23 protein-coding genes and 2 tRNA genes are annotated in these 25,227 nt (G+C 65.3%); 8 read left to right on the top strand and 17 right to left on the bottom strand.

Annotation, left to right across the window (positions count from 1 at the left end; genetic code table 11):
• Positions 1 to 135: 135 nt before the first annotated feature.
• A tRNA-Lys gene (locus RM2_RS05205) sits at positions 136 to 208 on the top strand.
• Between the two features lie 152 nt (positions 209 to 360).
• Here RM2_RS05205 and RM2_RS05200 read toward each other — a convergent pair.
• The gene (locus RM2_RS05200; protein WP_072687788.1) at positions 361 to 582 is read right to left on the bottom strand and encodes a DUF3618 domain-containing protein; all 222 of its coding nucleotides are present in this window, start codon (positions 580 to 582) and stop codon (positions 361 to 363) included.
• Positions 583 to 741: 159 nt separating this feature from the next.
• Between RM2_RS05200 and bcp the strand changes: the two genes are divergently transcribed.
• Complete coding sequence (gene bcp / locus RM2_RS05195) at positions 742 to 1,215, top strand: thioredoxin-dependent thiol peroxidase (protein WP_072687787.1); 474 nt, start codon at positions 742 to 744, stop codon at positions 1,213 to 1,215.
• 184 nt (positions 1,216 to 1,399) lie between these two features.
• Here bcp and RM2_RS05190 read toward each other — a convergent pair whose 3' ends face one another.
• The 3 genes from RM2_RS05190 to RM2_RS05180 are packed head-to-tail and all read right to left on the bottom strand — an operon-like array spanning position 1,400 to position 3,386.
• Positions 1,400 to 1,822 carry an arsenate-mycothiol transferase ArsC gene (locus tag RM2_RS05190; RefSeq protein WP_072687786.1) on the bottom strand — a complete coding sequence of 141 codons (423 nt, stop codon included), beginning with the start codon at positions 1,820 to 1,822 and terminating at the stop codon, positions 1,400 to 1,402.
• Between the two features lie 56 nt (positions 1,823 to 1,878).
• A complete protein-coding gene (gene arsB, locus RM2_RS05185) occupies positions 1,879 to 3,003 on the bottom strand; it encodes an ACR3 family arsenite efflux transporter (protein ID WP_072687785.1) in 1,125 nt (374 codons plus the stop codon).
• The gene (locus RM2_RS05180; RefSeq protein ID WP_072687784.1) at positions 3,000 to 3,386 is read right to left on the bottom strand and encodes an ArsR/SmtB family transcription factor; all 387 of its coding nucleotides are present in this window, start codon (positions 3,384 to 3,386) and stop codon (positions 3,000 to 3,002) included. Before RM2_RS05180 ends, arsB begins: the two co-directional genes overlap by 4 nt.
• Before the next feature lie 331 nt (positions 3,387 to 3,717).
• Between RM2_RS05180 and RM2_RS05175 the strand changes: the two genes are divergently transcribed.
• Positions 3,718 to 4,341 carry a TetR/AcrR family transcriptional regulator gene (locus tag RM2_RS05175; protein WP_373863286.1) on the top strand — a complete coding sequence of 208 codons (624 nt, stop codon included), beginning with the start codon at positions 3,718 to 3,720 and terminating at the stop codon, positions 4,339 to 4,341.
• A gap of 6 nt (positions 4,342 to 4,347) precedes the next feature.
• On the opposite strand, the gene acpS is transcribed toward RM2_RS05175, so the two are convergent.
• Together acpS and RM2_RS05165 are read right to left on the bottom strand one after the other, a co-directional pair.
• Positions 4,348 to 4,740: a holo-ACP synthase AcpS gene (gene acpS, locus RM2_RS05170; protein ID WP_072687782.1), complete on the bottom strand. Its 393-nt coding sequence runs from the start codon at positions 4,738 to 4,740 to the stop codon at positions 4,348 to 4,350.
• Between the two features lie 12 nt (positions 4,741 to 4,752).
• The gene (locus RM2_RS05165; RefSeq protein WP_072687781.1) at positions 4,753 to 14,106 is read right to left on the bottom strand and encodes a type I polyketide synthase; all 9,354 of its coding nucleotides are present in this window, start codon (positions 14,104 to 14,106) and stop codon (positions 4,753 to 4,755) included.
• Between the two features lie 494 nt (positions 14,107 to 14,600).
• Between RM2_RS05165 and RM2_RS05160 the strand changes: the two genes are divergently transcribed.
• From RM2_RS05160 to RM2_RS05150, 3 genes are all read left to right on the top strand, one after another.
• Positions 14,601 to 14,684: transfer RNA gene (locus RM2_RS05160), tRNA-Leu, on the top strand.
• Positions 14,685 to 14,866: 182 nt separating this feature from the next.
• Positions 14,867 to 15,274 (top strand): transcriptional regulator, encoded by a 408-nt coding sequence (locus RM2_RS05155; protein ID WP_072687780.1) that lies wholly within the window; start codon positions 14,867 to 14,869, stop codon positions 15,272 to 15,274.
• The gene (locus tag RM2_RS05150) at positions 15,271 to 15,636 is read left to right on the top strand and encodes a DUF3817 domain-containing protein (protein WP_072687779.1); all 366 of its coding nucleotides are present in this window, start codon (positions 15,271 to 15,273) and stop codon (positions 15,634 to 15,636) included. The genes RM2_RS05155 and RM2_RS05150 overlap by 4 nt, the downstream gene beginning before the upstream one ends.
• Positions 15,637 to 15,698: 62 nt before the next feature.
• Here RM2_RS05150 and rdgB read toward each other — a convergent pair whose 3' ends face one another.
• From rdgB to clpS, 11 genes are all read right to left on the bottom strand, one after another.
• Positions 15,699 to 16,304 carry an RdgB/HAM1 family non-canonical purine NTP pyrophosphatase gene (rdgB, locus tag RM2_RS05145; RefSeq protein ID WP_072687778.1) on the bottom strand — a complete coding sequence of 202 codons (606 nt, stop codon included), beginning with the start codon at positions 16,302 to 16,304 and terminating at the stop codon, positions 15,699 to 15,701.
• Positions 16,305 to 16,320: 16 nt separating this feature from the next.
• Positions 16,321 to 17,109, bottom strand: a complete 789-nt coding sequence (rph, locus tag RM2_RS05140) for a ribonuclease PH (protein ID WP_072687777.1) — start codon at positions 17,107 to 17,109, stop codon at positions 16,321 to 16,323.
• A 44-nt stretch (positions 17,110 to 17,153) separates the two neighbouring features.
• Positions 17,154 to 17,912: a cyclic nucleotide-degrading phosphodiesterase gene (locus tag RM2_RS05135; RefSeq protein WP_072687776.1), complete on the bottom strand. Its 759-nt coding sequence runs from the start codon at positions 17,910 to 17,912 to the stop codon at positions 17,154 to 17,156.
• Positions 17,913 to 17,988: 76 nt separating this feature from the next.
• A complete protein-coding gene (locus RM2_RS05130) occupies positions 17,989 to 18,663 on the bottom strand; it encodes a rhomboid family intramembrane serine protease (protein WP_072687775.1) in 675 nt (224 codons plus the stop codon).
• A gap of 19 nt (positions 18,664 to 18,682) precedes the next feature.
• Positions 18,683 to 19,645 carry a PLP-dependent cysteine synthase family protein gene (locus RM2_RS05125; protein ID WP_072687774.1) on the bottom strand — a complete coding sequence of 321 codons (963 nt, stop codon included), beginning with the start codon at positions 19,643 to 19,645 and terminating at the stop codon, positions 18,683 to 18,685.
• 8 nt (positions 19,646 to 19,653) lie between these two features.
• The gene (locus RM2_RS05120; protein WP_072687773.1) at positions 19,654 to 19,926 is read right to left on the bottom strand and encodes a MoaD/ThiS family protein; all 273 of its coding nucleotides are present in this window, start codon (positions 19,924 to 19,926) and stop codon (positions 19,654 to 19,656) included.
• Positions 19,927 to 19,991: 65 nt separating this feature from the next.
• Complete coding sequence (locus RM2_RS05115) at positions 19,992 to 20,468, bottom strand: M67 family metallopeptidase (protein ID WP_139277676.1); 477 nt, start codon at positions 20,466 to 20,468, stop codon at positions 19,992 to 19,994.
• Between the two features lie 66 nt (positions 20,469 to 20,534).
• Positions 20,535 to 20,948, bottom strand: a complete 414-nt coding sequence (locus RM2_RS05110; RefSeq protein WP_072687772.1) for a hypothetical protein — start codon at positions 20,946 to 20,948, stop codon at positions 20,535 to 20,537.
• Positions 20,949 to 21,038: 90 nt separating this feature from the next.
• Positions 21,039 to 22,133: a P1 family peptidase gene (locus RM2_RS05105; protein WP_072687771.1), complete on the bottom strand. Its 1,095-nt coding sequence runs from the start codon at positions 22,131 to 22,133 to the stop codon at positions 21,039 to 21,041.
• On the bottom strand, positions 22,130 to 22,732 hold the full coding sequence (gene aosR, locus RM2_RS05100) for an oxidative stress transcriptional regulator AosR (protein ID WP_072687770.1): 603 nt from the start codon (positions 22,730 to 22,732) through the stop codon (positions 22,130 to 22,132). The genes RM2_RS05105 and aosR overlap by 4 nt, the downstream gene beginning before the upstream one ends.
• Positions 22,733 to 22,769: 37 nt before the next feature.
• The gene (clpS, locus tag RM2_RS05095; protein WP_072687769.1) at positions 22,770 to 23,108 is read right to left on the bottom strand and encodes an ATP-dependent Clp protease adapter ClpS; all 339 of its coding nucleotides are present in this window, start codon (positions 23,106 to 23,108) and stop codon (positions 22,770 to 22,772) included.
• Between the two features lie 165 nt (positions 23,109 to 23,273).
• On the opposite strand from clpS, the gene RM2_RS05090 reads away from it, so the two are divergent.
• Both RM2_RS05090 and RM2_RS05085 read left to right on the top strand, forming a co-directional pair.
• On the top strand, positions 23,274 to 24,593 hold the full coding sequence (locus RM2_RS05090) for a nicotinate phosphoribosyltransferase (protein ID WP_072687768.1): 1,320 nt from the start codon (positions 23,274 to 23,276) through the stop codon (positions 24,591 to 24,593).
• The gene (locus RM2_RS05085; protein WP_072687767.1) at positions 24,593 to 25,225 is read left to right on the top strand and encodes an isochorismatase family protein; all 633 of its coding nucleotides are present in this window, start codon (positions 24,593 to 24,595) and stop codon (positions 25,223 to 25,225) included. Before RM2_RS05090 ends, RM2_RS05085 begins: the two co-directional genes overlap by 1 nt.
• Positions 25,226 to 25,227: the final 2 nt, after the last annotated feature.

The raw sequence follows: 25,227 nt of genomic DNA, 5'->3' as shown, positions 1-25,227 counted from the left end.
ACGTTCGAATATCAATCGTGACCAGTAGGGGTGCTGTTCCCGTCAGGTGGTGGAATCGCACGCCGTTCGGACCTGTCACCAGGCGATTTGCATTCTCGAGAAGCCAACCGCTAGTGTTCTGTCTCGCAAGAGCGAGCGCCTATAGCTCAGTTGGTAGAGCAAGTGACTCTTAATCACTGGGTCCGGGGTTCGAGTCCCTGTGGGCGCACTTGTAAGAAGACCCTCATCTTTTCACGAAGATGAGGGTCTTTCTCTTTCTCACCATCCCACCACGGGCGGCGGTCACGCAGACTAACGAACGGGCCGCCGGGATGTTCGGTCGCCGCGAACTTCACATCCCAGCGGCAATGCGAGGGCCGTTCAGCGCAACGCTTTGCGAAGCACCATGAGTCCCACCACCGCACCAGCGACAATCAGTCCGTATTTGACTGCCGGCTCGTTCAGCTTCGCGATCAGAGTCCGCTTCGTGTTCTCCAGGAGAACCTTCGGATTGGTGCGGACCGTCAATTCGTCGAGAGTGCTCGCGAGCTGATTACGCGCGTTCTCGATCTCACGCTCGATACTCTCGGTGTCCCTGGGCACGTATCCTCCAACTTGTTCGACTGTTCGATCAGCAAGAACGACGCTACCGCGGCGGTCCCACACTTCCGTCAACCGTAGACGAGAGCAAAGGACCTGCGACTACGTCTCCCCCAATCGCACTCGGCCGACGTCCAGCCATTCCCGGTAGCCTGACTTCTCGTGACCGACAACAGCAGACTCGCCCCCGGAGAAACCGCCCCCGACTTCACGTTGCCCGACGCCAACGGCAACGACGTGTCACTCGCCGACTACCGCGGACGCAAGGTCGTCGTGTACTTCTACCCGGCGGCCAGCACGCCGGGTTGCACCAAGCAAGCGTGTGACTTCCGCGACAACCTCGCCGCCCTGAACGGCGCCGGCCTGGACGTGATCGGTATCTCCCCCGACAAGCCGGCAAAGCTGGCAAAGTTCCGCGATACCGAGGAGCTGACGTTCCCGCTACTCTCCGACCCTGAGAAGGCGACCCTCGAGGCTTGGGGCGCGTTCGGCGAGAAAAAGATGTATGGCAAGACCGTGCGGGGCGTCATCCGCTCCACATTTCTCGTCGACGAAGACGGGAAGATCGAGGTCACCCAGTACAACGTCCGCGCCACGGGCCACGTCGCAAAGCTGCGCCGGGATCTCTCCGTCTGACCATCAACTCCATATACGACTGCTGCAACGCCGCGATCAATCTCGAAACCTGGTTCGGTGCACGTGTTCATCGGATTCGACTGCAAAAGAATCGATTTCGATATTGCCGCGACAAAGCTGACTCAGCGCTTCACGCACGAACTCATCGGCGGACGCCCGGTGCGGGCGCAAGCCGAGGAGGTGATCAGGACTGGGAAGTGGTGTGAAACTCGAGGGCGCTTTGGTTGACGCGGGCGACGATGTCGTCCCGGACCAGGCGCATCCGTTCGATACCCCCGATGCCCCGGTCTGATGGTTCGTCCGTGTCCCAGTTCTCGAACCGAGTGCCCGGCACTGGTTCGACCTGCGCCTCGCGTCCGAGTATGACGACCAGATCGACATCACGGATCATCTGAGGGTCGATCAGTGTCGGGACTTCGCCGGTGATGTCCACGCCCACCTCGAGCAGCACATCGGCCGACAGCCCGTTGACCGCGGCGCCGGGCTTGGTACCGGCCGAATACACGTCGACGGCCTCACCGGCAGCCTTGCGCATCAACCCGGCCGCCATTTGCGACTTGCCGCCGTTCTTGACACACACGAACAACACGCTCGGGTTCGTGGACATGGCAATCCTTTCGATGGGGGCACCAGCAGGTCCGCGTCGAACAGAGCGCTCTGGCATCAGTGCTCCTTGGCCACAGATGCAGGAACGGGAGATGCAGATTCGGGCGTGAAACCGACGGAGTGGGCAAAGCGCTTGCGCAGCGCCAGGGACACGTAGACCAAGCCGACCAGAACGGGAACCTCGATCAACGGCCCCACCACCCCAGCCAGTGCCTGCCCGGAGGAGGCGCCGTAGGTGGCGATCGCGACGGCAATGGCCAGTTCGAAGTTGTTGCCGGCGGCGGTGAACGCCAAGGTGGTGGTGCGCTCGTATCCGAGTCCCATCACGGCGCCGAGGAGGTAGCCGCCGCCCCACATGATTGCGAAGTACGCCAGCAGCGGGATCGAGATCCGGACGACGTCCCAGGGCCGGGAAGTGATCTGATCACCCTGCAGCGCAAAGAGAACCACGATCGTGAAGAGCAACCCGTACAGCGCCCACGGCCCGATTCTGGGAATGAACTTCGACTCGTACCAGGTTCTGCCCTTGACTCTTTCTCCGTAGCGGCGGGTCAAGTAGCCGGCGAGCAGTGGGATGCCGAGGAAGATGAGCACCGACTTCGCGATCTGCCACGCCGAGGTGTCGACGGTAGTCTGCTCGAGGCCGAGCCAACCCGGCAGGATCGACAGGTAGAACCAGCCGAGGACGGCGAACATGATCACCTGGAAGATCGAGTTCAAAGCCACGAGGACGGCGACTGCCTCGCGGTCGCCACAGGCGAGGTCGTTCCAGATGATCACCATCGCGATGCACCGGGCGAGGCCGACGATGATCAGACCGGTGCGGTATTCGGGCAGGTCCGGCAGCAGCAGCCAAGCCAGTGCGAACATCAGCGCTGGGCCCATGACCCAGTTCAGCAGCAGCGACCCGATCAGTAATCTGCGGTCGCCGGTGACGGCGTCGAGACGGTCGTAGCGCACCTTCGCGAGCACCGGGTACATCATGATCAGCAGGCCGAGGGCGATCGGCAACGAGATGCCGTCGATCTCCAAGGTGCTCAGGGCGTCCCCGAGTCCCGGGACCATCCGGCCCAGAAGCAGACCGGCGACCATGGCGACGCCGATCCATACCGGCAACAACCGGTCGAGGGTGGAGAGTTTGCCGACGGCTGGAGGGCCCTCGGTGGTCGTGGCCTCGCTCATGCCGACACCTCGGCGCACGCCTCGGCCGGCACCGCAGGGCCGCTCTCAGTGAGCAGCACCGCGCAGAGTTGCTGCAGGGCCGAGGGAATCACCCAGTAGTACACCCAGGTTCCGCGGCGTTCGCAGTCCAGTAATCCGGCCGCCCGCAGCACCTTCAGGTGGTGTGAGATCGTCGGCTGGGACAGATCGAACGACTCGGAAATATCGAACACACACGCTTCGCCGCCGGCGTGGCTGGCAACCAAGCTCAACAACCGCAGTCGGACCGGGTCCCCTAGCGCCTTGAACATCCGGGCCAGATCACCAGCCCAATCTTCGGTCAGCGGTTCCCGCACCAACGGCGAACAACATGCGCCGCTCTCCAGCGACTCCTGATTCGACATTCATCAATATTGACAGATATCTAATCAAGTCGCCACCCTCGGGGCATCGACTCCCACATCCGGGGGCACGCCCGTCGACGACTCACGCTGCTCGCGAATTCGTGGCCTACCACACTGGCAGCCCAAAACCATCTGTGGTCGCTCACACGCTCAGCGCAGGGCGACCCGACGCATCGTCTGATCCAGGTGAATACGACGCGCATCGCCGGGAGGGAACTTCCGAATCCTGACGGAAGACAGATAGCCTGGGGCGGTGGAGTCTTCAGCCAGCAAGCAAGTGCCACGCCGTGTGGACCCAGCGTTGGAGGTGCAGTCGGACCCGCAGGAGTTAATGCCCCGCAAACGTCCGATCCAGGAACGTAGTCGCCGCAAGTTCGACGCACTGCTCGCGGCGTCGCGGGAGTTGCTGGTGGACGTCGGATTCGAATCGTTCACCTGCGAGGAGGTAGCGGCCCGGGCCGACGTCCCGATCGGCACGCTCTACCAGTTCTTCGCGAACAAGTACGTGATCGTGTGCGAACTCAACAGGCAAGATCTCGTTGGGGTTCAACACGAGATCGCGCAGTTCGACGGTGAAGTCCCGTCCCTCGACTGGCTACGGTTCCTCAATTCCTTCGTCGACCACATGGCGGGACTTTGGACATCCGACCCGTCGAGGCGAGAAGTCTGGCTGGCGATGCAGTCGACGCCCTCGACCCGTGCCACCGGGGCCCTCCACGAAAAAGCGTTCGCGGAACAGGTCTCTCGGATGCTTGCCCCGCTCACTCCTCATACGTCGCGCGAGCGCCGCACGATGATGGCGGAAGTCCTGGTCCACGTGGTGTACTCGATGCTCAATTTCTCGGTGCAGGACAATCAGAGCCACGCGGACGCCGTCGCCGAACTCAAACGGCTGATGGTGGCGTACCTGTTGGTCGCCGAGAAGGAATCGCGGCCGTCCGCACCCAAGTCGTAGCCGACTTCAGGATGACTCGATGACCGCGAACGCGCCGGCCATGTCTCCGTCATGGGTGAGGGAGATGTGGATTTTCACGTCAGTCAGATGCTTGGCGACGTCTCCGAGCAAGCGGATGCTGGGTCGCCCCCACGCGTCGGTCACCACCTCGATCAGGTGGTGGATCATCTCGGGCAGCACCGGTGGGCTGGCGAAGAGGGAAGTGGACCAAGCCTTTATCACTGCCTCCTTCGCAGCCCACCGGGCGGCGAAATGTCTAGCCGGATCGGAACTCCGGGTCACGGCGTCTCGACGCTCACCCGGTGTGAAGTTGTCGAGCATGGCCGTCCCTGGCCGGTCCATCTGCTCGGCGAACTCCGACACCGCCACGAGGTCGAAGCCGATCCCCAGAACTCCCATCACAGCCTACTTTCAGCCGGGCAGGCCCGAGCTGTATACGTCGTCCGCTCCCAGGCGCGCGGCCTCGGTGAGCAGTACATCCGCTTCGAGCTGACGGGACGCTGCGGCCGGGACGCCGTCGCCACCGAAGCGGCGATCGGCCGGACGCTCGTACAGGCTGCCGCCCCCGCACATCGCGCGAGCCAGACGACGCTGACCCTCGACAGTGCGCTTGCGGGCCTGCTCAAGGTATCCCTCCCGCATGTCGGCCGGGATCGACTCGACGAACGCCTGCGCGTGTACCACCGCGATCATGCCGGAAACGTGCCCGAATCCGAGGCTGGTCAGCAGACCGGCCCGCAGCGGGAACTGCTCGCCGAAGCGCAGCGGCTCCCGAGCCCACACGAGGTGGTCGAACTCGGACATTTTCTCGTCGACACAGTCCAGGCTGCGGTTCGGCGGGACGACGCCCTGGGAGAGCACCTGGCAGAGACCGATCAGCTGGAACGCCGCCGCTCCACCCTTTGCGTGTCCGGTGAGGCTCTTCTGCGAGACGACGAACAGCGGGGCACCCTCGCTGCGACCGAGCGCCCCGGCCAGGCGTTCGTGTAGCTCCGCCTCGTTGGGGTCGTTTGCCGCGGTGGAGGTGTCGTGCTTTGAGATCACCGAGATGTCATCCGCGCTCACCCCGAGCTTGCCGAGCGACTGGGCGAGGCGAGAATCTGCTCCCCCTCGACCGGCACCGAGCGCACCGATACCGGGGGCCGGGATCGACGTGTGGACACCGTCCGCGAACGAACCGGCGTAGGCGACCACACCGAGGACGGGCAGACCCATCTCGAGCGCCAGGTCACCGCGGGCCAGCAAGATGGTTCCGCCGCCCTGGGACTCGACGAACCCGCCGCGGCGGCGGTCGTTGGCCCGCGAGAATCGGCGGTCGTCGATGCCCTTGGCCCGCATGTCGTCGGTCTTGGCCGTCGCGGACATGTCACCGAATCCGATGATGCCCTCGATGTCGAGATCGTCGAACCCGCCGGCGACCACGAGTTGGGCCTTACCGAGCGTGATCTTGTCGACGCCCTCTTCCACGGAGACCGCGGCCGTGGCACACGCCGCAACCGGGTGGACCATGGCGCCGTAACCGCCGACGTAGGACTGAACAACATGCGCCGCAATCACATTTGGCAGCGCCTCCTGCAAGATGTCATTCGGCCGGTTCTCGCCGAGCAGCGTGTCGATATACAGCGACCTCATCGAGGTCATGCCGCCCATGCCGGTGCCCTGGGTGTTGGCAACAAGCGAGGGGTGCACCCACCGCAGCAATTCGCTGGGTGTGAACCCTCCGGTGAGGAATGCGTCCACGGTGGCGACGATGTTCCACAGGCCCACCCGGTCGACGGAGTCGGCCATATCGGCCGGAATACCCCACTTGGTGACGTCGAATCCGGTCGGGATCTGACCACCCACGCTGCGCGTGAGCTTCATCTTGCGCGGCACGCGAATCTCGGTGCCCGCACGGCGCGTGACCTGCCAGTCACCGCTGTCGGGCACCGGAGTCGCGACCGTGTTCTCCGGGTCGGCCTCGATAAAGCTCAGGGCTTCTGCCTCGCTACTGACGACGAAGCTCAGATCCTTGTCGAGGAACACCGACGTCAAGAGGGGCGCGGTGTTATCGATCATCGCGCCATCGTCTTCGTAGCGGCGGATGCCGCAGCGCTCGACGACCGTGTCGTGGTAGCGGTCCGCTATCTCCGCCTCTGCAACCAGTTCCCCGGTCTCGGCGTCATACCAACCCGGGGACGGTGTGGTCTCCCACACGACCAGCCCGGTGTTCCAGGCAAGTTCGAGAACGCCCGCGGCCGAAAGTTCTTCGTCGACCTCCATCTCGAAGCGAGTGCGCGCGGATCCGAACGGTCCGAGCTCACCGGCGCCGACGACGACGACGAGGTCCTCGGGGACGGCCGTGACACCCGACCACTGCGTTGCCACCGATTCGGCGATCCGCGGGGGCGCGGGCAGGGCCGAAATCGTGTCGAACTCGGCGGCGCTGTCGGCGACGTCGTCTGCCCCGGCAGCTTCCTGAGTTTGCTTCGCCAGAGCCGGCAAGTCCAGATTCGCCTCGGCGAGCCCGCCGGTCAGGTCGGCCGCCAACGGCTCGGTGGAGGCGAGGCGACGCGCCTCGGGCTCGCACCACTGCAACAGTTCGGTTGCCATTTCCCGGGTGGACCAGGTACGCACCCCTGCGTTTTCGACCGCCTCGACCAGTGGGTCGTTGCCGCCCATCAGTCCGGTTCCCCGGACCCAGCCGATGAGAGCGTGCACCAGCGTGACGCGTTCGGCCCAGTTGCGCTCGACCTTCCAGCGACCGACCACGGCGTCGAGCGCGGCCTTGGCCTCGCCGTACGCTCCGTCACCACCGAACAGACCGCGGTTCGGGGAACCGGGCAGCACCACGTGCAGGTGGGTGTCGACGTCCCGGTCGTAACCGATCTTCGACAGTCCACTAATCAGGCGTTCCACCGACCACAGGAGAACGCGCATTTCCATTTCGGCGCGAGCACCGGCGTCGGCGAGATCACCTGCCACACGGGGTGCGGCGAACGGAAACAGGAGCGTCGGGGTGACGGCATCCTTGACGAGCTTCTTCGACCCACCAGCAGTTTCGTACTGGGCGCCGCCGATCCACTCGATGAGCGCATCGATGTCCGTGTACGAGGCCATGTTCGCGGGGACCACCCAGAGCGCGGCACCGGCACGCGCATTGCTGCGGTAGAGGTCACGGTAGAAGCTCAGACGCTTGTCGTCGAGTCGCGACGTGGTCACGAAGACCGTGGCACCGCCCGCAAGAAGTTTCCCAGCGACCGCGGCCGCGATGGAACCCTTGCTGGCACCGGTGACGACGGCAACCTGGTCGGCCCATTCGCTCGTCTCATCGGCGACGGCGACCGCCACCTGCGCGATGCGCCCGTACTTCTCGCCGAGTGCCGCACGGCCCTCGCCGGTCGCGCGGGCCTGCCACCACTCGGCATGTGCCGCGACGGACTTGCCTGCACCGGCGAAGCTCTCGACACCGAGAGAATCCGAGTCCGACGAGGCGGCGTCGTCTCCCTTTGCTGCGCTCGACCGGACCCACAGACGAGCCAGATCTTCACGTGCGCTGGCCCACCGGTCGTCGAGCAGCACCGCCCTGGCGCTGTCGAACGCGGGAGCAACCAGACGCGGCCAGTCGGAACCGAGTTCCGCGGACACCAGGTCGACGAGTTCGGTGTCGGAGGGGTGCACTGCCGTAGCTGTGTCGTCGGCGAGACCGAGTTGCTCGAGCACCAGTCGGGCAGCCGACGCCAGCACGCCGTCACGGCCCGTGATGTGCTCGGTGAACTCGTCGAGAGCAGCAGCGTCCACCGTGCCACCTGCAACGCCGCCCGAGGACGGGAGGGAGACGCTGATCCCTCGACGCGAGGCCACCGCGGCCACGGCACTGTCGATGACGGCGTCCACTGCCGCGCCGTCGGCGAGACCGCCACCTGCCACGCCGCCGAGATCACCGCCACGGATGCTGGAGCCGTCGCGAGTTCCGAGCGCCACCTCGGCGGTCACGTGATGCGCCCAGCCGTCGCCGAGTTCCCAAACCTTCTTCACGCGGTCCGTGATGGCCATGGGCCGCCGACCCGAAGGGCCGAAGACCTTGCGGAGGTGATCGGTGATCGAATCGGACAGCACCGGGCCGAACGGCTTGTAGGTGCGGGCCAAGGAGTCGACCGTGCCGGCCAGCGAGCGCATGTCGGCGTCGGCGGCACCGTCGATGGCACCGAGGGAGAGTTCGGAGCCGAGGTCGACGAGTAATTGGTTACGCCGCGAGGACACGCCGTCGCACAGCGCCTCGATAGTGTCGGCGGGGCCGACCTGATCGGGACGAAGCTTGGTCCACAGGCTGATCAGCACCTGGGTGGCGTCGGCAGCCTTGAACGCGATGTCGTCGGGACGCGGCCCGCTGGACGGCACTGCTGGGGGAGCACTTGCGGCGGGCACCGGGGCGGCGGGTGTTTCCGGCGCGGCACCGTTGTCCGACGCTTCGCTGAGCTCGTCGTCCTCGATCGGCGCCGGATCGACGTCGGTGGAGTAGACGATGGATGCTTCGCGCTCGATGTTCAGAACCTCGACCGGGTGACCGACGCGATCCGGCAATTTCAGCGTCTGCGACGCCAGATTCGCGACCGTCGGAACAGCACCCAAACCGATCTCCACGAACCGCTCGACACCCATTCCGCCGTCGGACTCGTCCGCGAACAGCAGATCTTGCGTCTCGATCCACCGCACCGGGCTGGCGAACTGCCAGGCCAGGAGTTCGATGAGGACCACACGGGTGAGATTCACGGGCTTGTTCGCCCAGGAGTCAAAATCCTCGAGCACCTTGTTGAGAGGCTTCGACGGAACCAGGTCGGCGATCTCCTGCACGAACTCCCTCTTCAAGCTGAATGGCTTGGGAACCAGGTTCGGGATGTATCGCCCGATCAGGATGGCAGGGTCGATGTCCTGCGGAAGAAGTCCCTCGAGGCGACCGCGGAAATCGTCGACACCTCTACGCAGCACCGTCGAGTGGAACGGGACATCGATACCCGGGATCATGATGTAAGCGCGCTTGCCGCCGAAAGCCTCCCGGCGGATGTCGATTTCCTGCTCGAGCGAGTCGAGTCCGTCGACCGTGCCTGCGATGACGTACTGTGAGCCGCGAAGGTTCAGGTTCACGACCTGCAGGAACTCACTGGTCTGCTCGGCGATGCCGGCGACGAACGCCACGACTTCGTCGTCGCTCAGTCCGATCTGAGACGGACGGATGGCGGCCATCCGGTAGTCGGAGCGGCCGGCCTCGTCGCGGGGAACGAGTGCGTGCATCGCGGATCCACGTTGGAAGACGACCTCGAGAACAGCCTCGAGAGGCAGCACACCGGCGACGGCGGCGAGAGCGTTGTACTCACCGACCGAATGGCCTGCCAGCATCGCGCCTTCGACGAAAGCACCGGACTCGCGCAACTCAGCTACCTGGGCCACGCCGAGGGTTGCCATGGCTGCCTGGGTGAACTGGGTCAGATGCAGGACACCTTCGGGGTGCTTGTACTCGACGCCCCGGGCCCTGACGACCGTGGGATTGTCGCGGACCACAGCGAGGATCGAGAAACCGAGAACCTTGCGGGTGTGCTTGTCGGCGCGGTCCCAGATCTCGCGTGCGGCCTTCGACCGGGCGCGGGCGTCGAGGCCCATGCCGGGTTGCTGAATGCCCTGTCCGGGGAAAGCGTAGACGGTCTTCGGGGCGGCGGTGCGACCCGTCGCAACCATCACCAGTTCGCCGTCGATACGGCAACCGACCTCGACGATCTCGGCGCCACGGTCGACGGCGACTCGGTCGACGCGGACCTCGATCTCGGCGCCCGGCCGAACCATGCCCAGGAAGCGAGCGGTCCAGGCGGTGAGACGACGCGGCGGCGTCCTGGTCTCGGCGCGGTCCACCGCGGTGACGACCTGCTGGGCAGCGGCGGACAGCCACATACCGTGCACGATCGGGCTACCGAGGCCGGCGAGCAGTGCCGCGTTGTCGGCGGTGTGGATCGGGTTGTGATCACCCGACACCTGTGCGAACGAGCCCATGTTGCGGGGAGCAGCGATCGTGGTGTCGCGGCGACGGCGGCGCGGAGTGTCAATGGCCTCGCCGCTGAGCGAGCCACCTGCGCGGGCCGGGTCGGTCAGTTCGCCCTTGCCGGTGCGGCCACGGATCGCAAATCGCTCCGAGAGGGTAGCGACAGCCGGCGCATCCAAGCCCTCACCGAGCATGGCGCCGACGTCGACCTTGATCTCGACGACGCGACCCAGATCGGTGTCGAGAACCGAGGCGACCGCGGCCTTGACTACGAGAATGCTTGGCTCCGAAGGTAGTTCGCCGACAAGCGCGACCGTGTGGTCCAGGTGAACCAGGTCGAGCATTCCCTCGATGACCGACAACGAATCTTCGGTCTTCGCGCCGCCGAGCACGGCGAAGACGGCCGGCCAGCAAGCACCGACGACCACGTCCGGGACAGCCTTGCCACTGACGCTCAGCGTCGCGGGCAGACCCGAACCGGTGACACCGGCGTGGTCGGCGACCAGGTCGGGCATCCAGGCGAGGTTGAGGCGTGCGACGCCGTCCTTGACGGTGGGCAGTTCATGGCCGGCCGCAACCGTGAGGAGAGCCGTCATCGACTGCTCCGCGTCGGCCACGGTGACTACCGGGGCACCACCGTCGGCGACGGACGCGGGCACCGTGATCGGGATGGTCACGGACTTTCCTGCCACCATTGGAACAGCGAGCAGCACGTGCTCGTCGTCGATGACGGAGAGTTCGGCACCGGTAGTTTCGTGGACCGCCAACGCGTCGGACTCGACCGACCACTTGTCCAGGTCGCCGAGGCGGCGGACCGGGCTCTGAGTCAGGCGTGTGGCCCAGGCGATGTCGGGCGCCGAGAGAACTGTGTCGATGAGTCCGCCGGCGACGTCCTGATGACGACGGCCGCTCAGCGCGACGGGCGCTACGCCTTCGGCGAGCAGTTCGTCATAGGTAGCCTTCTCGAAGCGGTCGAGCAACTCACCGACCGGTTCGTCGGCTCGGGTGATACCCGCAACGGCGACGGTGCCCGGGATGACGCAGACCTGGTCCGCGGTGTAGCGGGGGTCATGTGCCTGCCACAGGGAGTCGGAGCGCCACCAGCGACGGACGTCACCGTCCACGACGGGCACGAAGTTGACCGGCTTGCCGGGCGTCTTGCACAGCGATACGAAGAATGACACGTCCGCGGGATGTAGTGCGGTGGAACCGAAATCGGGGTACTGCCCCTGCAGCGCGCAGATGGCAGCTTCGGGGCGCTCGAGAATCGCGGTGTCAGCGAACAGGGTGGGGATCGGTCCCCGGTCGACCGGGTGCAGACGCGACTCGGTGCGCTGAAGCATCTCGCCGAAGCGGTCGCGCCACGTGATATCGAGCCACGGGCTGGTGGTGGCCTCGCTGATGGCGTCCTGGAGGTCGGTGCCGCAGTCGAATCCCTTTGCGGCGTCGATTCCAACAGCCAGTTCGAGGTAGCGGCGGAGCCACTGCTCATACGTCATCGCCTCGATGTCACCGAAATACGGCTTGGCCGTGATGTTCAGTGCCGCAATGATCTCGTCGCGGCGCTCGGCCACAGCGTCGGAATCGCCGGCGACCTCGTCGAGCAGTCGACCGGTGCGCGACGCAGCGTTGTCGATCTCGTGGATGTCGGCGCCAAGCTGGCTGCGGCCCGAAGCCATGCCGCCCTCTGCAGTGCCCGCGGCGACCCAGTCCGGGGTTCCGGGGGTGTCGACGAGCAGTCGCTTCACCTCGGGAGAGGTGGTGGCCTCGAGGGTGGCCATCGCAGCCGTACCGACGAGGATGCCGTCGACGGGCATCGCCGGGAACCCTGCTTCGATCGACCAGCGACCGGTCAGGTATTCGGCCGCCCGTTCGGGGGTGCCGATGCCGCCGCCGACACAGATCACCAGGTTGGGGCGCGCGCGCAGCTCCGAGTAGGTGTCCAGCAGCAGGTCGTCGAGGTCTTCCCACGAGTGGTGACCGCCGGCTCTGCCGCCCTCGATGTGGACGATGACGGGGAACGAGGGAACCTCGTTGGCGATGCGAATCACCGAGCGGATCTGCGCGACCGTGCCCGGTTTGAACACAATATTGGTGATGCCGAGCTCGGCGAGTTCCTCGATGAGCGCGACCGCGTCCTCGAGTTCCGGAATACCGGCGCTGACGACGACGCCGTCGAACGGGGCACCCGCAGCGCGCGCGCGTTGAACGAGGCGCTTGCCTCCGAGCTGCAGCTTCCACAGGTAGGGGTCGAGGAACAGCGAGTTGAACTGCACGGCCCGACCTGGCTCGAGCAGCGTCTTCAGTTCGGCGACACGGTCTTCGAAGATTGTCTCGGTAACCTGCCCTCCACCGGCGAGCTCGGCCCAGTGGCCTGCGTTGGCGGCGGCGGCGACAATCTTGGCATCGACGGTCGTCGGAGTCATACCGGCAAGCAGGATCGGCGAACGACCGGTCAGCTTCGTGAAGGCGGTCTCGACTCCGATGCGGCCACCGGGAAGTGTCACCGGCTTCGGGAGGAACTCGGTCCACGCTGCGGGGATCTCGGGGGTCGCACCGGGGGTGAGCAGGTTTCGGTGACCACCGCGAGTCGCGGCCGGGACGATTCCGACACCCCGGCCGCGGATACTTGCCGAGGTCATTCGGGTAAGGATGTCCTCCGGGCCGAGATCCAGGATCCACGCGGCACCGTCATCGATCGTGCTGTCCACGGCGGCGACCCAGTCGACGGGATCGACCAGGGTGCCGCTCGTGAGGGCACGGGCCTTCTCCTCGTCGAGACCACAGCGCGCAGCCCACTGACCGACGATGTCGATCGTCTCCGCGAGAGCTGGGTGGTGGAAGCCGATCTCCACGGAGAGGGCCTCGAAGACGGGCGAGAAGATTGAGCCGCCACGTTTCTTGACATCGCGCTCGCGGGCCTCGGCGGCCGCGATCTGCTCGCAGCGTTGCTGGACACGCGCCAACTGGGCAGGCGGGCCGGACAGCACGACACGTCGACGGGCGTTGCGGATACTGAGGACGGCTGCGCGCTCGGGCTCGAGGCCTTCCGCGAGTTCCTCGACGATCTGGTGAAGGCGCTCCGGGTCGATATTGGAGACCGCCAGCATGGGGGTGGAGTCCGCAGCAGAGATCACGCCACGACGACGCCCGACCAGCGCGGCGGCAGCACCGATCAGCTGAGCGAGCGCAAGGAGTTCGCCATCCTTGTCACCCGAGTAAGCGACAGCTTCCGCGGCGAGAAGTCCCTGTGAGTGACCGATCACCGACACAGGAGCCGTTACCGCGGGGTCGAGGCCCTGGGCTGCCAATGCACGCAGTGCAGCAACCTGGGTGAGGAAGACACCGGGGAGCGACACCGCTGCCGAGGTGAGCGCCGCGCCGGAAGGGCCGGCAGCCGGAGCGCCGTCTTCCCTGTCTGCAAGTTCCTGTTCGAGGATCCACGCAATGGGGTCGAATCCGACCGGCCGTACAACCAGCAGTTCCTGCGCGACGGGGGCCAGGCAGGCGGCAGCGTCGTTGACGATCTTGGTTAGTGCGGGCTCGAGTCCGTTGTCGCGGCTCAGTTCCTCGAGCGAGTTCAGCCAGGGGGCTCCCTGCCCACCGAAGGCCAGCGCGTAGGGCTCACCTGCGTGCAGACGATCCACAAGGGTTCCCCGACCAGACGACCGAGTGTCGCCCCGTTCTACGCCGACGCGCCGCGAACCCTTCGAATCTCTTCCACTTCCTGCGGGTGTCGTGTCGTCAATCGTCACGCATGTGTCCTCTCCTGGTCCCCCTGGTCGGGGGTGGGGATTGCTGTGTCTGCCGCCCTCGGCATCGTGTACCGGCTGTATCCGCTCTGATCAGCTCTCTAGGGCTGTTCAAGATTGACACAGAATCATGAGGATTTACTCATGTTCGCGAGCCTGCCGGGCCCTGCGGCCGCACATCGGAGGGATATACCGTGATGTCACTCACAGATTCCACCAGAAGTGACTGGTGAGTAGATCACGTCCCTGCAGGACGCAGGCGGTGCGTGGACGTCCAAGAACCTGAGGATATTCTCACATTAATCGTTATCGATTCGTTACCGACTTGACGAGGCGTCCGGCTCATGATGCGTCCGGCTCATGTAGAGGTGAAGTTCGTTGCGGGTACCGTTTCTCCCGACCCGGATCTTGTCGGACATTCACACTGCCACGGGGATGAACGCCGCCCGTTGACCGCGTGCGGACAGACCTCGACGATGGCGTAACCTGTCTCTCGCGCGCGAGTGGCGTAATTGGCAGCCGCGCCAGGTTTAGGTCCTGGTGTCCGAAAGGACGTGGGGGTTCGAGTCCCCCCTCGCGCACTTCCAGCCCTTGCCGATGCAGAGTCCCTGACTCCGACGTACCTAGGCCGACTGAGTTCGACCCGCACCACATTTCATCGCGATCTGTCGTCCGTCCGGCAGGCCCCGCCGACCCTGTGACCATCGCCATAGCGCCGACTTGCTCCTAGCAGCGCATTCAGCGACTCAGGTACCGTCACTACGTGTCCGGAAACCACAAGCAACGTCGCCCCGCGCTGATTCTGCTTGTGTTGGTCGGGGCTGCGGGGTGCCTTGCACTCGGCTGGTGGCAGTGGACTCGCTTCGAGGCGGTGGGTGGAACCGGACAGAATCTCGGCTACGCCTTCCAATGGCCATTGTTCGCGGCATTTTTCGTCTATGCGTACCGACGTTTCGTGCAACTCGAGGACGCGACCCTCGAGGACTCGCAACCAAGGAACCCGGCTGATCCTTCGGCCGCACCTCACGAGATTCCGGCGGACCTCCTCCCCCCTCGCCCCTCTGTGGTCGAAGACGCGGATCCCGACGACCTCGAGAGCCGACAGATTTCGCAGTACAACCAGTATCTCGCCGAGCTGTCCGCTCGCGAGAGCGATAGGAGTTCCACGTGAGCACGGGCCAAGACGAGAAGACCGCCAGTTCGGTCGGGGACACCGCGAAGCAGCAGAAGGTCGCCCCCGCGCTCCTCCGCTACCGCGTCCTCGCCTACGCCACCGGCGTGTGGCTGTTGGTCCTCACGGCCGAGATGGTCGCCAAGTACGTCTTCGGTGTCGACAATCTGCCCACCTGGATCGCCGTCGTACACGGCTGGGTGTACTTCGTCTACCTGCTGGTGACCCTGGACCTGGCGGTGAAAGTGCGCTGGCCCGCAGGCCGAACGGTCGGAACCCTCCTCGCAGGCACCATCCCGTTCCTGTCCTTCTACGTAGAGCACCAACGAACCAAGCAGGTCCGAACCGCTTTCGGTCTCTGACCGAGGCCACGACTTCAGTGCCGCCCGCGGCGGGGGATTGCGGTCTCCGCCCGCGGCGGGGGTCAGCGTTCGGCGAGCGCCGCGAGGGCGGAAACGAGTTGAACCAGGGCGCGTCCTCGATGGGAGGACGCGTCTTTCTCTTCCGGCGAAAGCTGGGCTGCTGATCGAGAATCAGCCTCCGGCACGAAGACCGGATCGTAACCGAACCCGCTGTCACCCACGGGTTCACGGGCGATCGTGCCGCGCCACTCACCCCGGACCACCGACTCGCCGCCGCCGGGCACCACGAGGGCGCACGCCGAGACGAAGGTCGCTCCCCGCCTGCCGTCCGGCACATCTCTGATCTGCGCCAAGACCAAGGAGGTATTGGCGGGATCGTCTCCGTGCACGCCCGACCACCGAGCGGACAGGACACCCGGCATACCGTTCAGGGCGTCCACCTCAAGTCCGGAATCATCTGCAACGCAGGGTAATCCGGTGGCTTCCGCACCATCACGTGCCTTGGCTAGAGCGTTCTCCTCGAATGTCGCGCCGGCCTCCGGTGCCTCGGGATATTCCGGCACCGAATCGAGCCCGACCAGTTCGATACCGTCGACCCCGGCCGACTCCAGCACTCGATGCAACTCGTGGAGTTTCTTCGCATTGCGACTGGCAACCAACACACGCATGGCATTGGACACCGACCTAACCTCCGAACTTCTTCTTCGATGTCTCCGCGACCTCCGGTTCCGGCAGACCACCGGGGTAGGGCAGCTCGAGTGCTCCCTTCTGGATCTCGAAGAGTCGCTCGCAGCCGGTCAATGCCGAATCCAGGAGTTTGTCGAGCGTGCTCCGCGGGAACGTCGCTCCCTCCCCGGTGCCCTGGATCTCGACGAGAGTGCCCGTGTCGGTGGCCACCACATTCATGTCGACCTCGGCCCGCGAATCCTCCTCGTACGGCAAGTCGAGCCGCACGCGACCGTCGACCACACCGACGCTCACCGCGGCGATACCGCAAGAGATCGGCTGAGGATCGGCGAGGCGGCCCGCGGCGCGCAGGTACGACACCGCGTCCACGAGGGCGACATACGCGCCGGTGATGGCCGCGGTTCGCGTTCCGCCGTCAGCCTGCAGGACATCGCAATCGAGGGCGATCGTATTTTCGCCGATCGCGGCAAGGTCTATGCAGGCGCGCAAGGAACGGCCGACCAGTCGACTGATCTCCTGGGTGCGTCCGCCGACCTTGCCCTTGACCGATTCGCGTCCGCTGCGGGTGTGGGTCGCAGCTGGCAACATGGCGTATTCGGCTGTCAGCCAGCCGAGTCCGGAACCCTGACGCCAGCGGGGAACACCGCTTTCGACGCTGGCCGTGCACATCACCCTGGTTTTTCCGAATTCCACCAACACCGATCCCGCGGGGTGCGTGGTGAAACCCCTGGTGATCTTGACCTCGCGGAGTTCGTCGTCCGCCCTACCGTCTTCTCGTGTGGTCACCTCCGAGAGCCTAGTCGCCCTCCTCGAGGTCCGACCACGTGCCGTCAGATGGTGTAAACGCTGCCCGCGGACACCGCATGGACGGGGCCGGAGAACTCAGCCTTGGCCTCGGCGATGACGTCTTCACGCGACGTCCACGGCGGAATGTGGGTGAGCAACAGTTCGCCGGCACCCGCCCGGTGCGCGACCTGACCGGCCTCGGTACCCGAGAGATGGATTCCCTTGGGGCGGTCCTGGCTGTGCGTCCACGACGCTTCCGCGAGTAGAACGTCGGCACCGCGAGACAGTTCGACGATCTCTTCACACATACCGGTGTCGCCTGTGTAGACGAGGGCGCGCCCGGCTCCGTCGGTCAGGCGCAGACCGTAGGCCTCCGGGGGGTGGTTCACCCGACGCGCGATGATCGTGAGGTCACCGAACCTGACGGGCTCGCCGTCCGCCCAGTTGTGCACGTCGATCGTGTCGGAGATGTCGTCGATGTCGGCTCCGCACTCGGCGGACGCCACACCTATCCGGCGGGCGGTATCGGAGGGCCCGTAGACGAGGGCGCGGCCTGTCGGCGGGCGGGGGTGGTAGCGCCGCCACACCAGCAGGCCGGGCAGATCCAGGCAGTGGTCGGCGTGCAGATGGCTGAGGAGAACGGAGACCTTGCCGGGGTCGGCGAATCGTTGGAGCGCACCGAGCACACCAGGGCCGAAGTCGAGTACCAACGGCGGCGTTTCCGGCGCGGTCAACAAGTAGCCCGATGCAGGCGAGTCTGGTCCGGAGACGCTGCCTGAACACCCCAGGACGGTAATGCGCATACCCGCCATGCTGCCACGACGACCCGATTTGAAAAAAGCTCCCACCGGATTCGGCGCGTCGACCTCATCTCCGATATCAGACGAACGATTGCGGACCGACCGACTTCCGGTTCCGCTGTTTCCTGGCATCGGCGGAGAGAAGCCAGGCGGCGGCGACGCCGCCCACTGCTCCGAACAAGTGTCCCTGCCACGACACTCCCGGCGTGCTCGGGAGAACCCCCCACAGCAGGCCACCGTAGAAGACGAACACCACGATGCCGAGGAGGATCTGACCGAAGTTTCGGGTGAAGACTCCCCGGACCAGCAGGTAGGCCAGCAAGCCGAAGATCAGTACGGAGGCGCCGATGTGGTTGGTATACGACCCTCCGGTCAGCCACGTGCCCAGACCGCCGACCACCCAGACTATTCCCGTCGCCGCGAGTCCTCTGGCAATTCCGGACAGCAGGACTAGGAATCCGAGCACCAGCAGTGGGACGGTGTTCGCGAAGAGGTGGGCCCAATCGCCGTGCAGGACCGGGGCGAACAGAATCCCCCACAACCCGTCGAGCGAGCGCGGTTCGACACCGCCTCGCTGGAGTCTGTCGTTCGACACCTGGTCCACGATTTCGATCACATACAGCAGCATCGTGAATCCGCCGACGAGGACCGCGGATTTCAGCCACAGCGGCCGCGACTTCTGCGAAGGCGCGGGCAATGCGCCGCCCTTGGATACCGGCGAATGAGATCGCGAAGAATCGAACGAATAGCTCAAGATCCACGCACCGCTCTCGTCATGCCCACAGTTGCCCTTCCAACGCTTGTTCCGCCTCTTCGAGGGTACCGTCGTAGGCGCCCGTCGACAGGTATTTCCAGCCGCCGTCGGCGACGACGAACGCGATGTCCGCCGCGCGTTCCGCCTTGACCGCCTTGCGTGCGACCCCGAGGGCCGCATGAAGGATGGCGCCCGTGGAGATGCCCGCGAAGATCCCCTCGTTGTCGATCAGTTCGCGGGTTCGGCGAACCGCCTCCGCTGAGCCGACCGACCAGCGCGAGGTGAGCACCGCTTCGTCGTACAACTCGGGAATGAAGCCCTCGTCGATGTTGCGGAGACCGTACACCAGTTCCCCGTACCGCGGTTCGGCCGCCACAATCTCGATCCCGTCGACATGCTCGCGCAGATAGCGTCCGACACCCATCAGCGTCCCCGTCGTGCCGAGGCCGGCGACGAAGTGGGTGATCTCCGGAAGGTCGCGCAAGATCTCCGGGCCGGTGGTCTCGTAGTGGGCGAGAGCGTTGGCGGGATTGCCATATTGATAGAGCATCACCCAGTCGGGATTGTTCGCAGACAGTTCCTTGGCCATGGCCACGGCCTGATTCGAGCCACCTCTCGCAGGCGAGTCGACGATCTGCGCTCCGAACATCGTCAGCAACTGACGGCGTTCCACCGACGTGTTCTCGGGCATTACGCAGATCAGTCGGTATCCCTTCAGCCTCGCCGCCATCGCGAGCGAAATTCCGGTATTACCACTGGTCGGTTCGAGGATCGTCGCTCCACGCGTCAGGACGCCGTCCGCCTCTGCCTGTTCGATCATGCGTAGCGCGGGTCGATCCTTCACCGAACCTGTGGGGTTGCGGTCCTCGAGTTTCGCCCACAACCGGACGGGGAGCGCGCCGTCCCACCTCGGCGACAACCGCGGCAACCCCACGAGGGGGGTGTCTCCGAGGGTGTCGAGCAGCGAATCGAACCGCGCCACGGCAGCGATCAGCCTCCAGCGACGGCGGGCAGGATCGTCACCGAATCACCGTCGGCCACCTCGGTGTCGAGTCCACCCGAGAAGCGGACGTCCTCGTCGTTGACGTACACGTTGACGAACCGGTGCAGACGGCCGTCGTTGATCAGCCGGTCCTTGATGCCGACGCAGCGGCCGTCGAGGTCGTCGATGACAGCGGAAAGGGTAAGACCCGTTGCCTCCACTCTCTTTTCACCACCGGTGTGGGTGCGCAGGATTGTGGGGATGGAAACTGTGACAGCCATGGTCGGCTCCTCGTGGATGTGGGGTGTCTATCCGGCACGGAACCCGCCACGAAGGGCGGGCGGCGTCACTTGTCGGGGACGTCTGCCACGGAGGTGTGGGCGAACTTATAGCTCTGGACCACGTCGACGGGTTCTTCGGTAACGACACCGTCGACGATCCGGTAACTGCGCAGTTCGTGGGCGCCGGGGTCCCTAGTGGAGATCAGCACGTAATGGGCGCCCGGTTCGGATGCGAAGGAGATATCGGTCCGACTGGGGTACGCCTCGGTGGCGGTATGCGAGTGGTAGATCACCACCGGAACCTCGTCGGCGTCGTCCATCGCACGCCATACTTTCAACTGCTCACCGGAGTCGAATCGGTAGAACGTCGGAGAACGTTCCGCGTTCAGCATCGGAATGTGCCGTTCCGGGCGGTCGGAGCCCTCCGGCCCGGCGATGATTCCGCACGCCTCGTCAGGGTGGTCGGCGCGCGCATGCGCAACCATCGCCTCGACGAGATTCGATCGGATCACCAACACGCCATCCACCTCCGTGAGCGCCATCCTAGGTGCGGGCGGTCCGGTCGGCCACCTCACGCCCCCATATTCCATCGACGACCAACTGCCGCCTCAGTAAGTCACCGGCGTGAGATCGAGTGGGTTTGCCGATTTCCGCTCGCGTGCTGCGGCTGCGAAGGCTTCCTTCACGTCGCGGTTCTGGAGCACCGAGACAGTCGACGCCAGAAACAGATTCAGGATCAACGACGCCCATGCCTGCGATACGAATGCCTGATACAGTGCCCCGAAACTGAGAGCGCCGAGCACAATCAACATGAGTCGTGCCCACCGAAAGCGCTGCGGCAGCAGCCATGCCGCGGGAATCGCCAGAGCGCACTGCACCATCGTCAGCGCGACGATCACCACAACAATGGTCCCGGCACCGGTCGCCAGGATGACCGACGCGCCTACGAGTGCGATCGCCGAGCCTGTAAACCACACCCAACGGGTGTAATTGATGTAACGCCGGACCCGATCCTCGTCCACGATGTGTTCATTTCCAGAACTGGTCTTCTGCCGAAACTTAATAGTCTGCCCCCTGTGTACGCCGCGACCCTGAAGGACGGGGCACCCTCACTAACTCCGGTAGCGGTCAGGACCGCCCGGTTCGAATGCCGACGGGAACAGATCCCGGTAGGTGGGGATGCCCGCCACCGAGGTCGCCGCGAGGACGGCATCGACAATCGCCCTCTCTACGACGTCGGCCGCAGCGGTGCACACCGCCATCAGGATCGGCAGGTCTGCGGCAAACGCGTCCGGAACCCCTGCGGGGGTTTCGATGTCGCGACTTCCCGTCGCGAGGGCAAAGATCGTGTCGCCGTCCAGAGGCGAATGTGCCGGACGGATCGCGCGGGCCAGGCCGTCGTGCCCGGCGACGGCGACCCGACGACACGACGCCTTGCTCAGTGGAGCATCCGTGGCAACCACGCCGATCGTCGTGTTGAGGACGGTGGCCTTCGCTACCAGCTCGTTGGCTGCCGCCAGGTCGTCGGGTTCGGGACGGCACAACCCGAACGCGGCGGCATTCTCGGCGGCGGCCCCCCACGGCAGTCCGGTGGACGGGTCGAACACAGATCCCACCGGGTTCGCCACCATCAACGCCGCAACCGTCACACCGCGGGCGGGACCGTCCTCGATGACTATGCTCGCCGTACCGACACCGCCTTTGAGTGCCCCCGCACGCGCGCCGACTCCCGCTCCCACCGAGCCCGAGAGCACATTTGACGACGCGGAATCGGCAGCATGGTAACCAAATTCGGCGGTGGGACGTCGGCACCAGTCTCCGACCGGAAGGTCGAATATCACCGCACCGGGAACGATCGGGACCACCTGGCCCGGCGTGCCCATCGGGATTCCGTGGCCATGTTCCTCCAGCCATCGCATCACCCCGTCCGCAGCGGCGAGGCCGTAGGCGCTGCCTGCGGTCAGCAGGATCGCATGAACACACCGCACACTGTGGCTGGGATCGAGGAGGTCGGTCTCCCGGGTGCCCGGCCCTCCCCCGCGGACGTCGACGGCGGCGGTCACGCCGTTCGGCGCCAGGACGACCGTGCATCCGGTCGCGGCCCCGCCTCCGAACGTGGCGTCGTCGTCGAGTTCGTGATGGTGCCCGACGCGTAGGCCTGCCACGTCGACGAGCGAGTTCGTGCGACCCGGCGTCGTGGCCGTCACGGCGCGAGCACCTGGACGAGCGAATCCTGTATCCAGGTCAGCCAGTGGTAGATGTCCAATTGGGCTGCGCGAGGATCCGAAGGGTCCAATTCGTCAGGAGTGTCGGCGTCGATCCCCAGGTTGGTGCCGAGCGCCAACCGGACGTCGTTGATTCCGTTGAGCCAGGCGTCAGCCTGCTCGGGCGTCAGAAGAACCTTGCCGCCGGTCTCGGGGATGGTGTGCAAAATGACCGCTCCCGCCGCCAGTTTCGCGTCGATGATCTCCGGTTCATGCAGTCCGCGCAAAGCCCCGTTGATGTCGGCCTGCGACTCCGCCCGGGCATCGTCACCCGATTCGCGGGCATCTCCCGATTCGCCCGGATCGGTCCGGTGGAAATCGGGCAGGAGTCGGGCGAGAACCTCCTCCTCCGGCGCCTTCGTGTTACCGGTGCGCATTCCGGTGAGCGCCGCGAGTTCGTCCTCCGGCGCGGATGAGGCCCGCTCTTCAAGGAGACCGACGACGGAGGCGACCAGCGATCGCAGCACCGTGGCCTCGTGCGCGTCCAACTCCGAACGCAACGTCACGCCGCCGAGCGAGTTCTTCCTGGTCCACATTCGCACGTCAGGTACCGAGTTCCTTACTGTCGGAACGACAAGGCTAGTTGCCGTCACGCTGCATTGTGGCCCATAGGCCAGCGGCGTGCAGTTTGCGTACATCGTTCTCGACCTTGTCGCGAGAGCCGCTCGACACCACGGCCTTCCCCTCGGAATGCACCTGCATCATCAATTCCGTGGCCTTGGCCTTGCTGTATCCGAAGAGCTTCTGGAATATGTAGGCCACATAGTGCATCAGATTAACTGGATCGTCCCATACAACAGTTACCCACGGCCTGTTCTCGACCACGCCGACCTCGACAACCTCCGACTCTGCAGGCGTGACCTGCGGCGAGGCCGGCATCGCGGCCACCGGTGGAGCTGTCGTCGAGCAAGAAGCCATGCCCCCAGGGTACGACGCGCAGCCACCGGACGACACCGGGGCTTAGAGACACCGGGGCTTAGAGACACCGGGGCTTAGAGACACCGGGGCTTAGAGACACCGGGGCTTAGAGACACCGGGGCTTAGAGACACCGGACCCAAAGACACCGGGCTTAGAGTAACCGAGTGTCCCCAGATAGCAGCGCACTGTTCACCGACCAGTACGAACTGACGATGCTGCGAGCGGCCCTCGCCGACGACTCGGCGCACCGGCGCTGCAGTTTCGAGGTGTTCGCGCGTCGTTTGCCCGACGGTCGCCGGTATGGAGTTGTGGCCGGCGCTTCGCGGTTGGTGTCCGCGCTGTCGAACTTCCGCTTCGGCGACGCAGAGATCGAGGTTGTCTCACGCTTCCTTGACGACGCGACGATCGGATGGCTGCGCGATTTTCGCTTCACCGGTGACATCGACGGTTACCGCGAGGGCGACTTCTACTTCCCCGGTTCGCCGATCCTCTCCGTTCGGGGAACGTTTGCCGAATGCATCCTGCTCGAGACGCTCAGCCTGTCGATCCTCAACCACGACAGTGCAATCGCGTCGGCGGCCGCGCGAATGGTCACCGCCGCCGACGGACGCCCCATGATAGAGATGGGCTCTCGGCGCACCCACGAGGAATCCGCGGTAGCGGCATCCCGCGCTGCGTATCTTGCCGGATTCACCGCTACGTCCAATCTCGAGGCGGTCCGCAGGCACGGCGTTCCCGGGGCGGGCACCGCCGCGCATGCGTTCACCTTGTTGCACACGACCGCGGACCGACCGGACGAGGCGGCGGCGTTCCGCGGTCAGGTCGCGGCACTCGGCGTCGGAACCACGCTCCTCGTCGACACCTACGACATCACCGATGGTGTGAAGACTGCCGTCGAGATCGCGGGGCCTGAACTCGGTGGAGTCCGAATCGACTCGGGCGATCTAGGCGTCCTGGCGCGGCAGGTTCGCCGCCAACTCGACGACCTCGGCGCGACACGGACGAAGATTGTCGTCTCCGGCGACCTCGACGAGTACGCGATCGCCGCGTTGCGCTCCGAACCTGTCGACGTCTACGGCGTCGGCACATCAGTGGTCGTCGGGTCCGGCGCCCCCACCGCAGGAATGGTCTACAAACTCGTCGAGGTGGACGGCATCCCCGTCGAGAAACGAAGCAGCAACAAGGCTTCGCGGGGCGGTGCCAAGCGAGCGGTGCGGGTCTCTCGCGACACCGGAACCCTCGTGGAAGAGGTCGTGTACTCGGCCCACTCCGATCCGCCGGACGCTGCCGGCCTCGAGGCGCGGGAACTGCTGATCCCGCTGGTTCGTGGCGGCGTGCCGGCCCCCGGGACGACTAACCTGGAAGGCGGCAGATCCCTCCTCGCTGCGGGCTTCGTGAGTCTGCCCTGGGAGGGATTGAAGCTCTCCCGCGGCGAACCGGCGATCCCGGTGCGGTTCACCGACTCAGGCTCCCGGAGGACTTGATGACGGAACTCGAGAAGACAGACCATTCTCGGGCGCTGCTCTTAGTCGACGTCCAGAACGATTTCTGCGAGGGCGGATCCCTCGCCGTCGACGGCGGTTCCTCGGTCGCCGCTGCGATCAGTCGCTTCCTGCAATCGTGTGAGTACGACGCCGTTGCGGCCACCATCGATCACCACATCGACCCCGGCGATCACTTTTCCGACGAGCCGAACTACGTGGACAGTTGGCCTGAGCACTGCATATCGGGAACACCGGGCGCTGCGTTCCACCCCGCTCTGGAGAGAAGCCGCATCGAATCGGTCTTCTCCAAGGGAGAGTTCTCTGCCGCGTACTCCGGTTTCGAGGGCAAGGACTCAAACGGACAGAGCCTGGAGAATTGGTTGCGCGCGGCCGGAATCATCGAGGTCGACATCGTCGGGATCGCCACCGACCACTGCGTGCTCGCGACGGCGCTCGACGCGGCAGGCGCAGGGTTCCCGACGAGGGTCATCCTCCCGCTCACCGTCGGAGTGTCGCCCACGACGGTCGAGGCCGCGATGACCAGGATGCGTGCCGCGGGCGTGCACCTTCTGGGACGCAGCGCCGACACCCCCTCGGACCGCGTGACGATTTCCGACGTGGGCCCCGAGTAACC

Origin of the sequence: Rhodococcus marinonascens NBRC 14363, from assembly GCF_001894885.1 — a bacterium.
Lineage (GTDB): Bacteria > Actinomycetota > Actinomycetes > Mycobacteriales > Mycobacteriaceae > Rhodococcus_F > Rhodococcus_F marinonascens.
This window is presented reverse-complemented; position numbering and strand designations above follow the sequence as displayed.

Bases quoted from the DNA above. Each gene is read 5' to 3' on its own strand.
- RM2_RS05190 (WP_072687786.1), bottom strand. From the start codon at position 1,822: ATGTCCACGAACCCGAGCGTGTTGTTCGTGTGTGTCAAGAACGGCGGC.
- arsB (WP_072687785.1), bottom strand. From the start codon at position 3,003: ATGAGCGAGGCCACGACCACCGAGGGCCCTCCAGCCGTCGGCAAACTC.
- RM2_RS05180 (WP_072687784.1), bottom strand. From the start codon at position 3,386: ATGTCGAATCAGGAGTCGCTGGAGAGCGGCGCATGTTGTTCGCCGTTG.
- RM2_RS05175 (WP_373863286.1), top strand. From the start codon at position 3,718: ATGCCCCGCAAACGTCCGATCCAGGAACGTAGTCGCCGCAAGTTCGAC.
- acpS (WP_072687782.1), bottom strand. From the start codon at position 4,740: ATGGGAGTTCTGGGGATCGGCTTCGACCTCGTGGCGGTGTCGGAGTTC.
- rdgB (WP_072687778.1), bottom strand. From the start codon at position 16,304: ATGCGTGTGTTGGTTGCCAGTCGCAATGCGAAGAAACTCCACGAGTTG.
- RM2_RS05135 (WP_072687776.1), bottom strand. From the start codon at position 17,912: ATGCGCATTACCGTCCTGGGGTGTTCAGGCAGCGTCTCCGGACCAGAC.
- RM2_RS05120 (WP_072687773.1), bottom strand. From the start codon at position 19,926: ATGGCTGTCACAGTTTCCATCCCCACAATCCTGCGCACCCACACCGGT.
- RM2_RS05115 (WP_139277676.1), bottom strand. From the start codon at position 20,468: ATGGCGCTCACGGAGGTGGATGGCGTGTTGGTGATCCGATCGAATCTC.
- clpS (WP_072687769.1), bottom strand. From the start codon at position 23,108: ATGGCTTCTTGCTCGACGACAGCTCCACCGGTGGCCGCGATGCCGGCC.
- RM2_RS05085 (WP_072687767.1), top strand. From the start codon at position 24,593: ATGACGGAACTCGAGAAGACAGACCATTCTCGGGCGCTGCTCTTAGTC.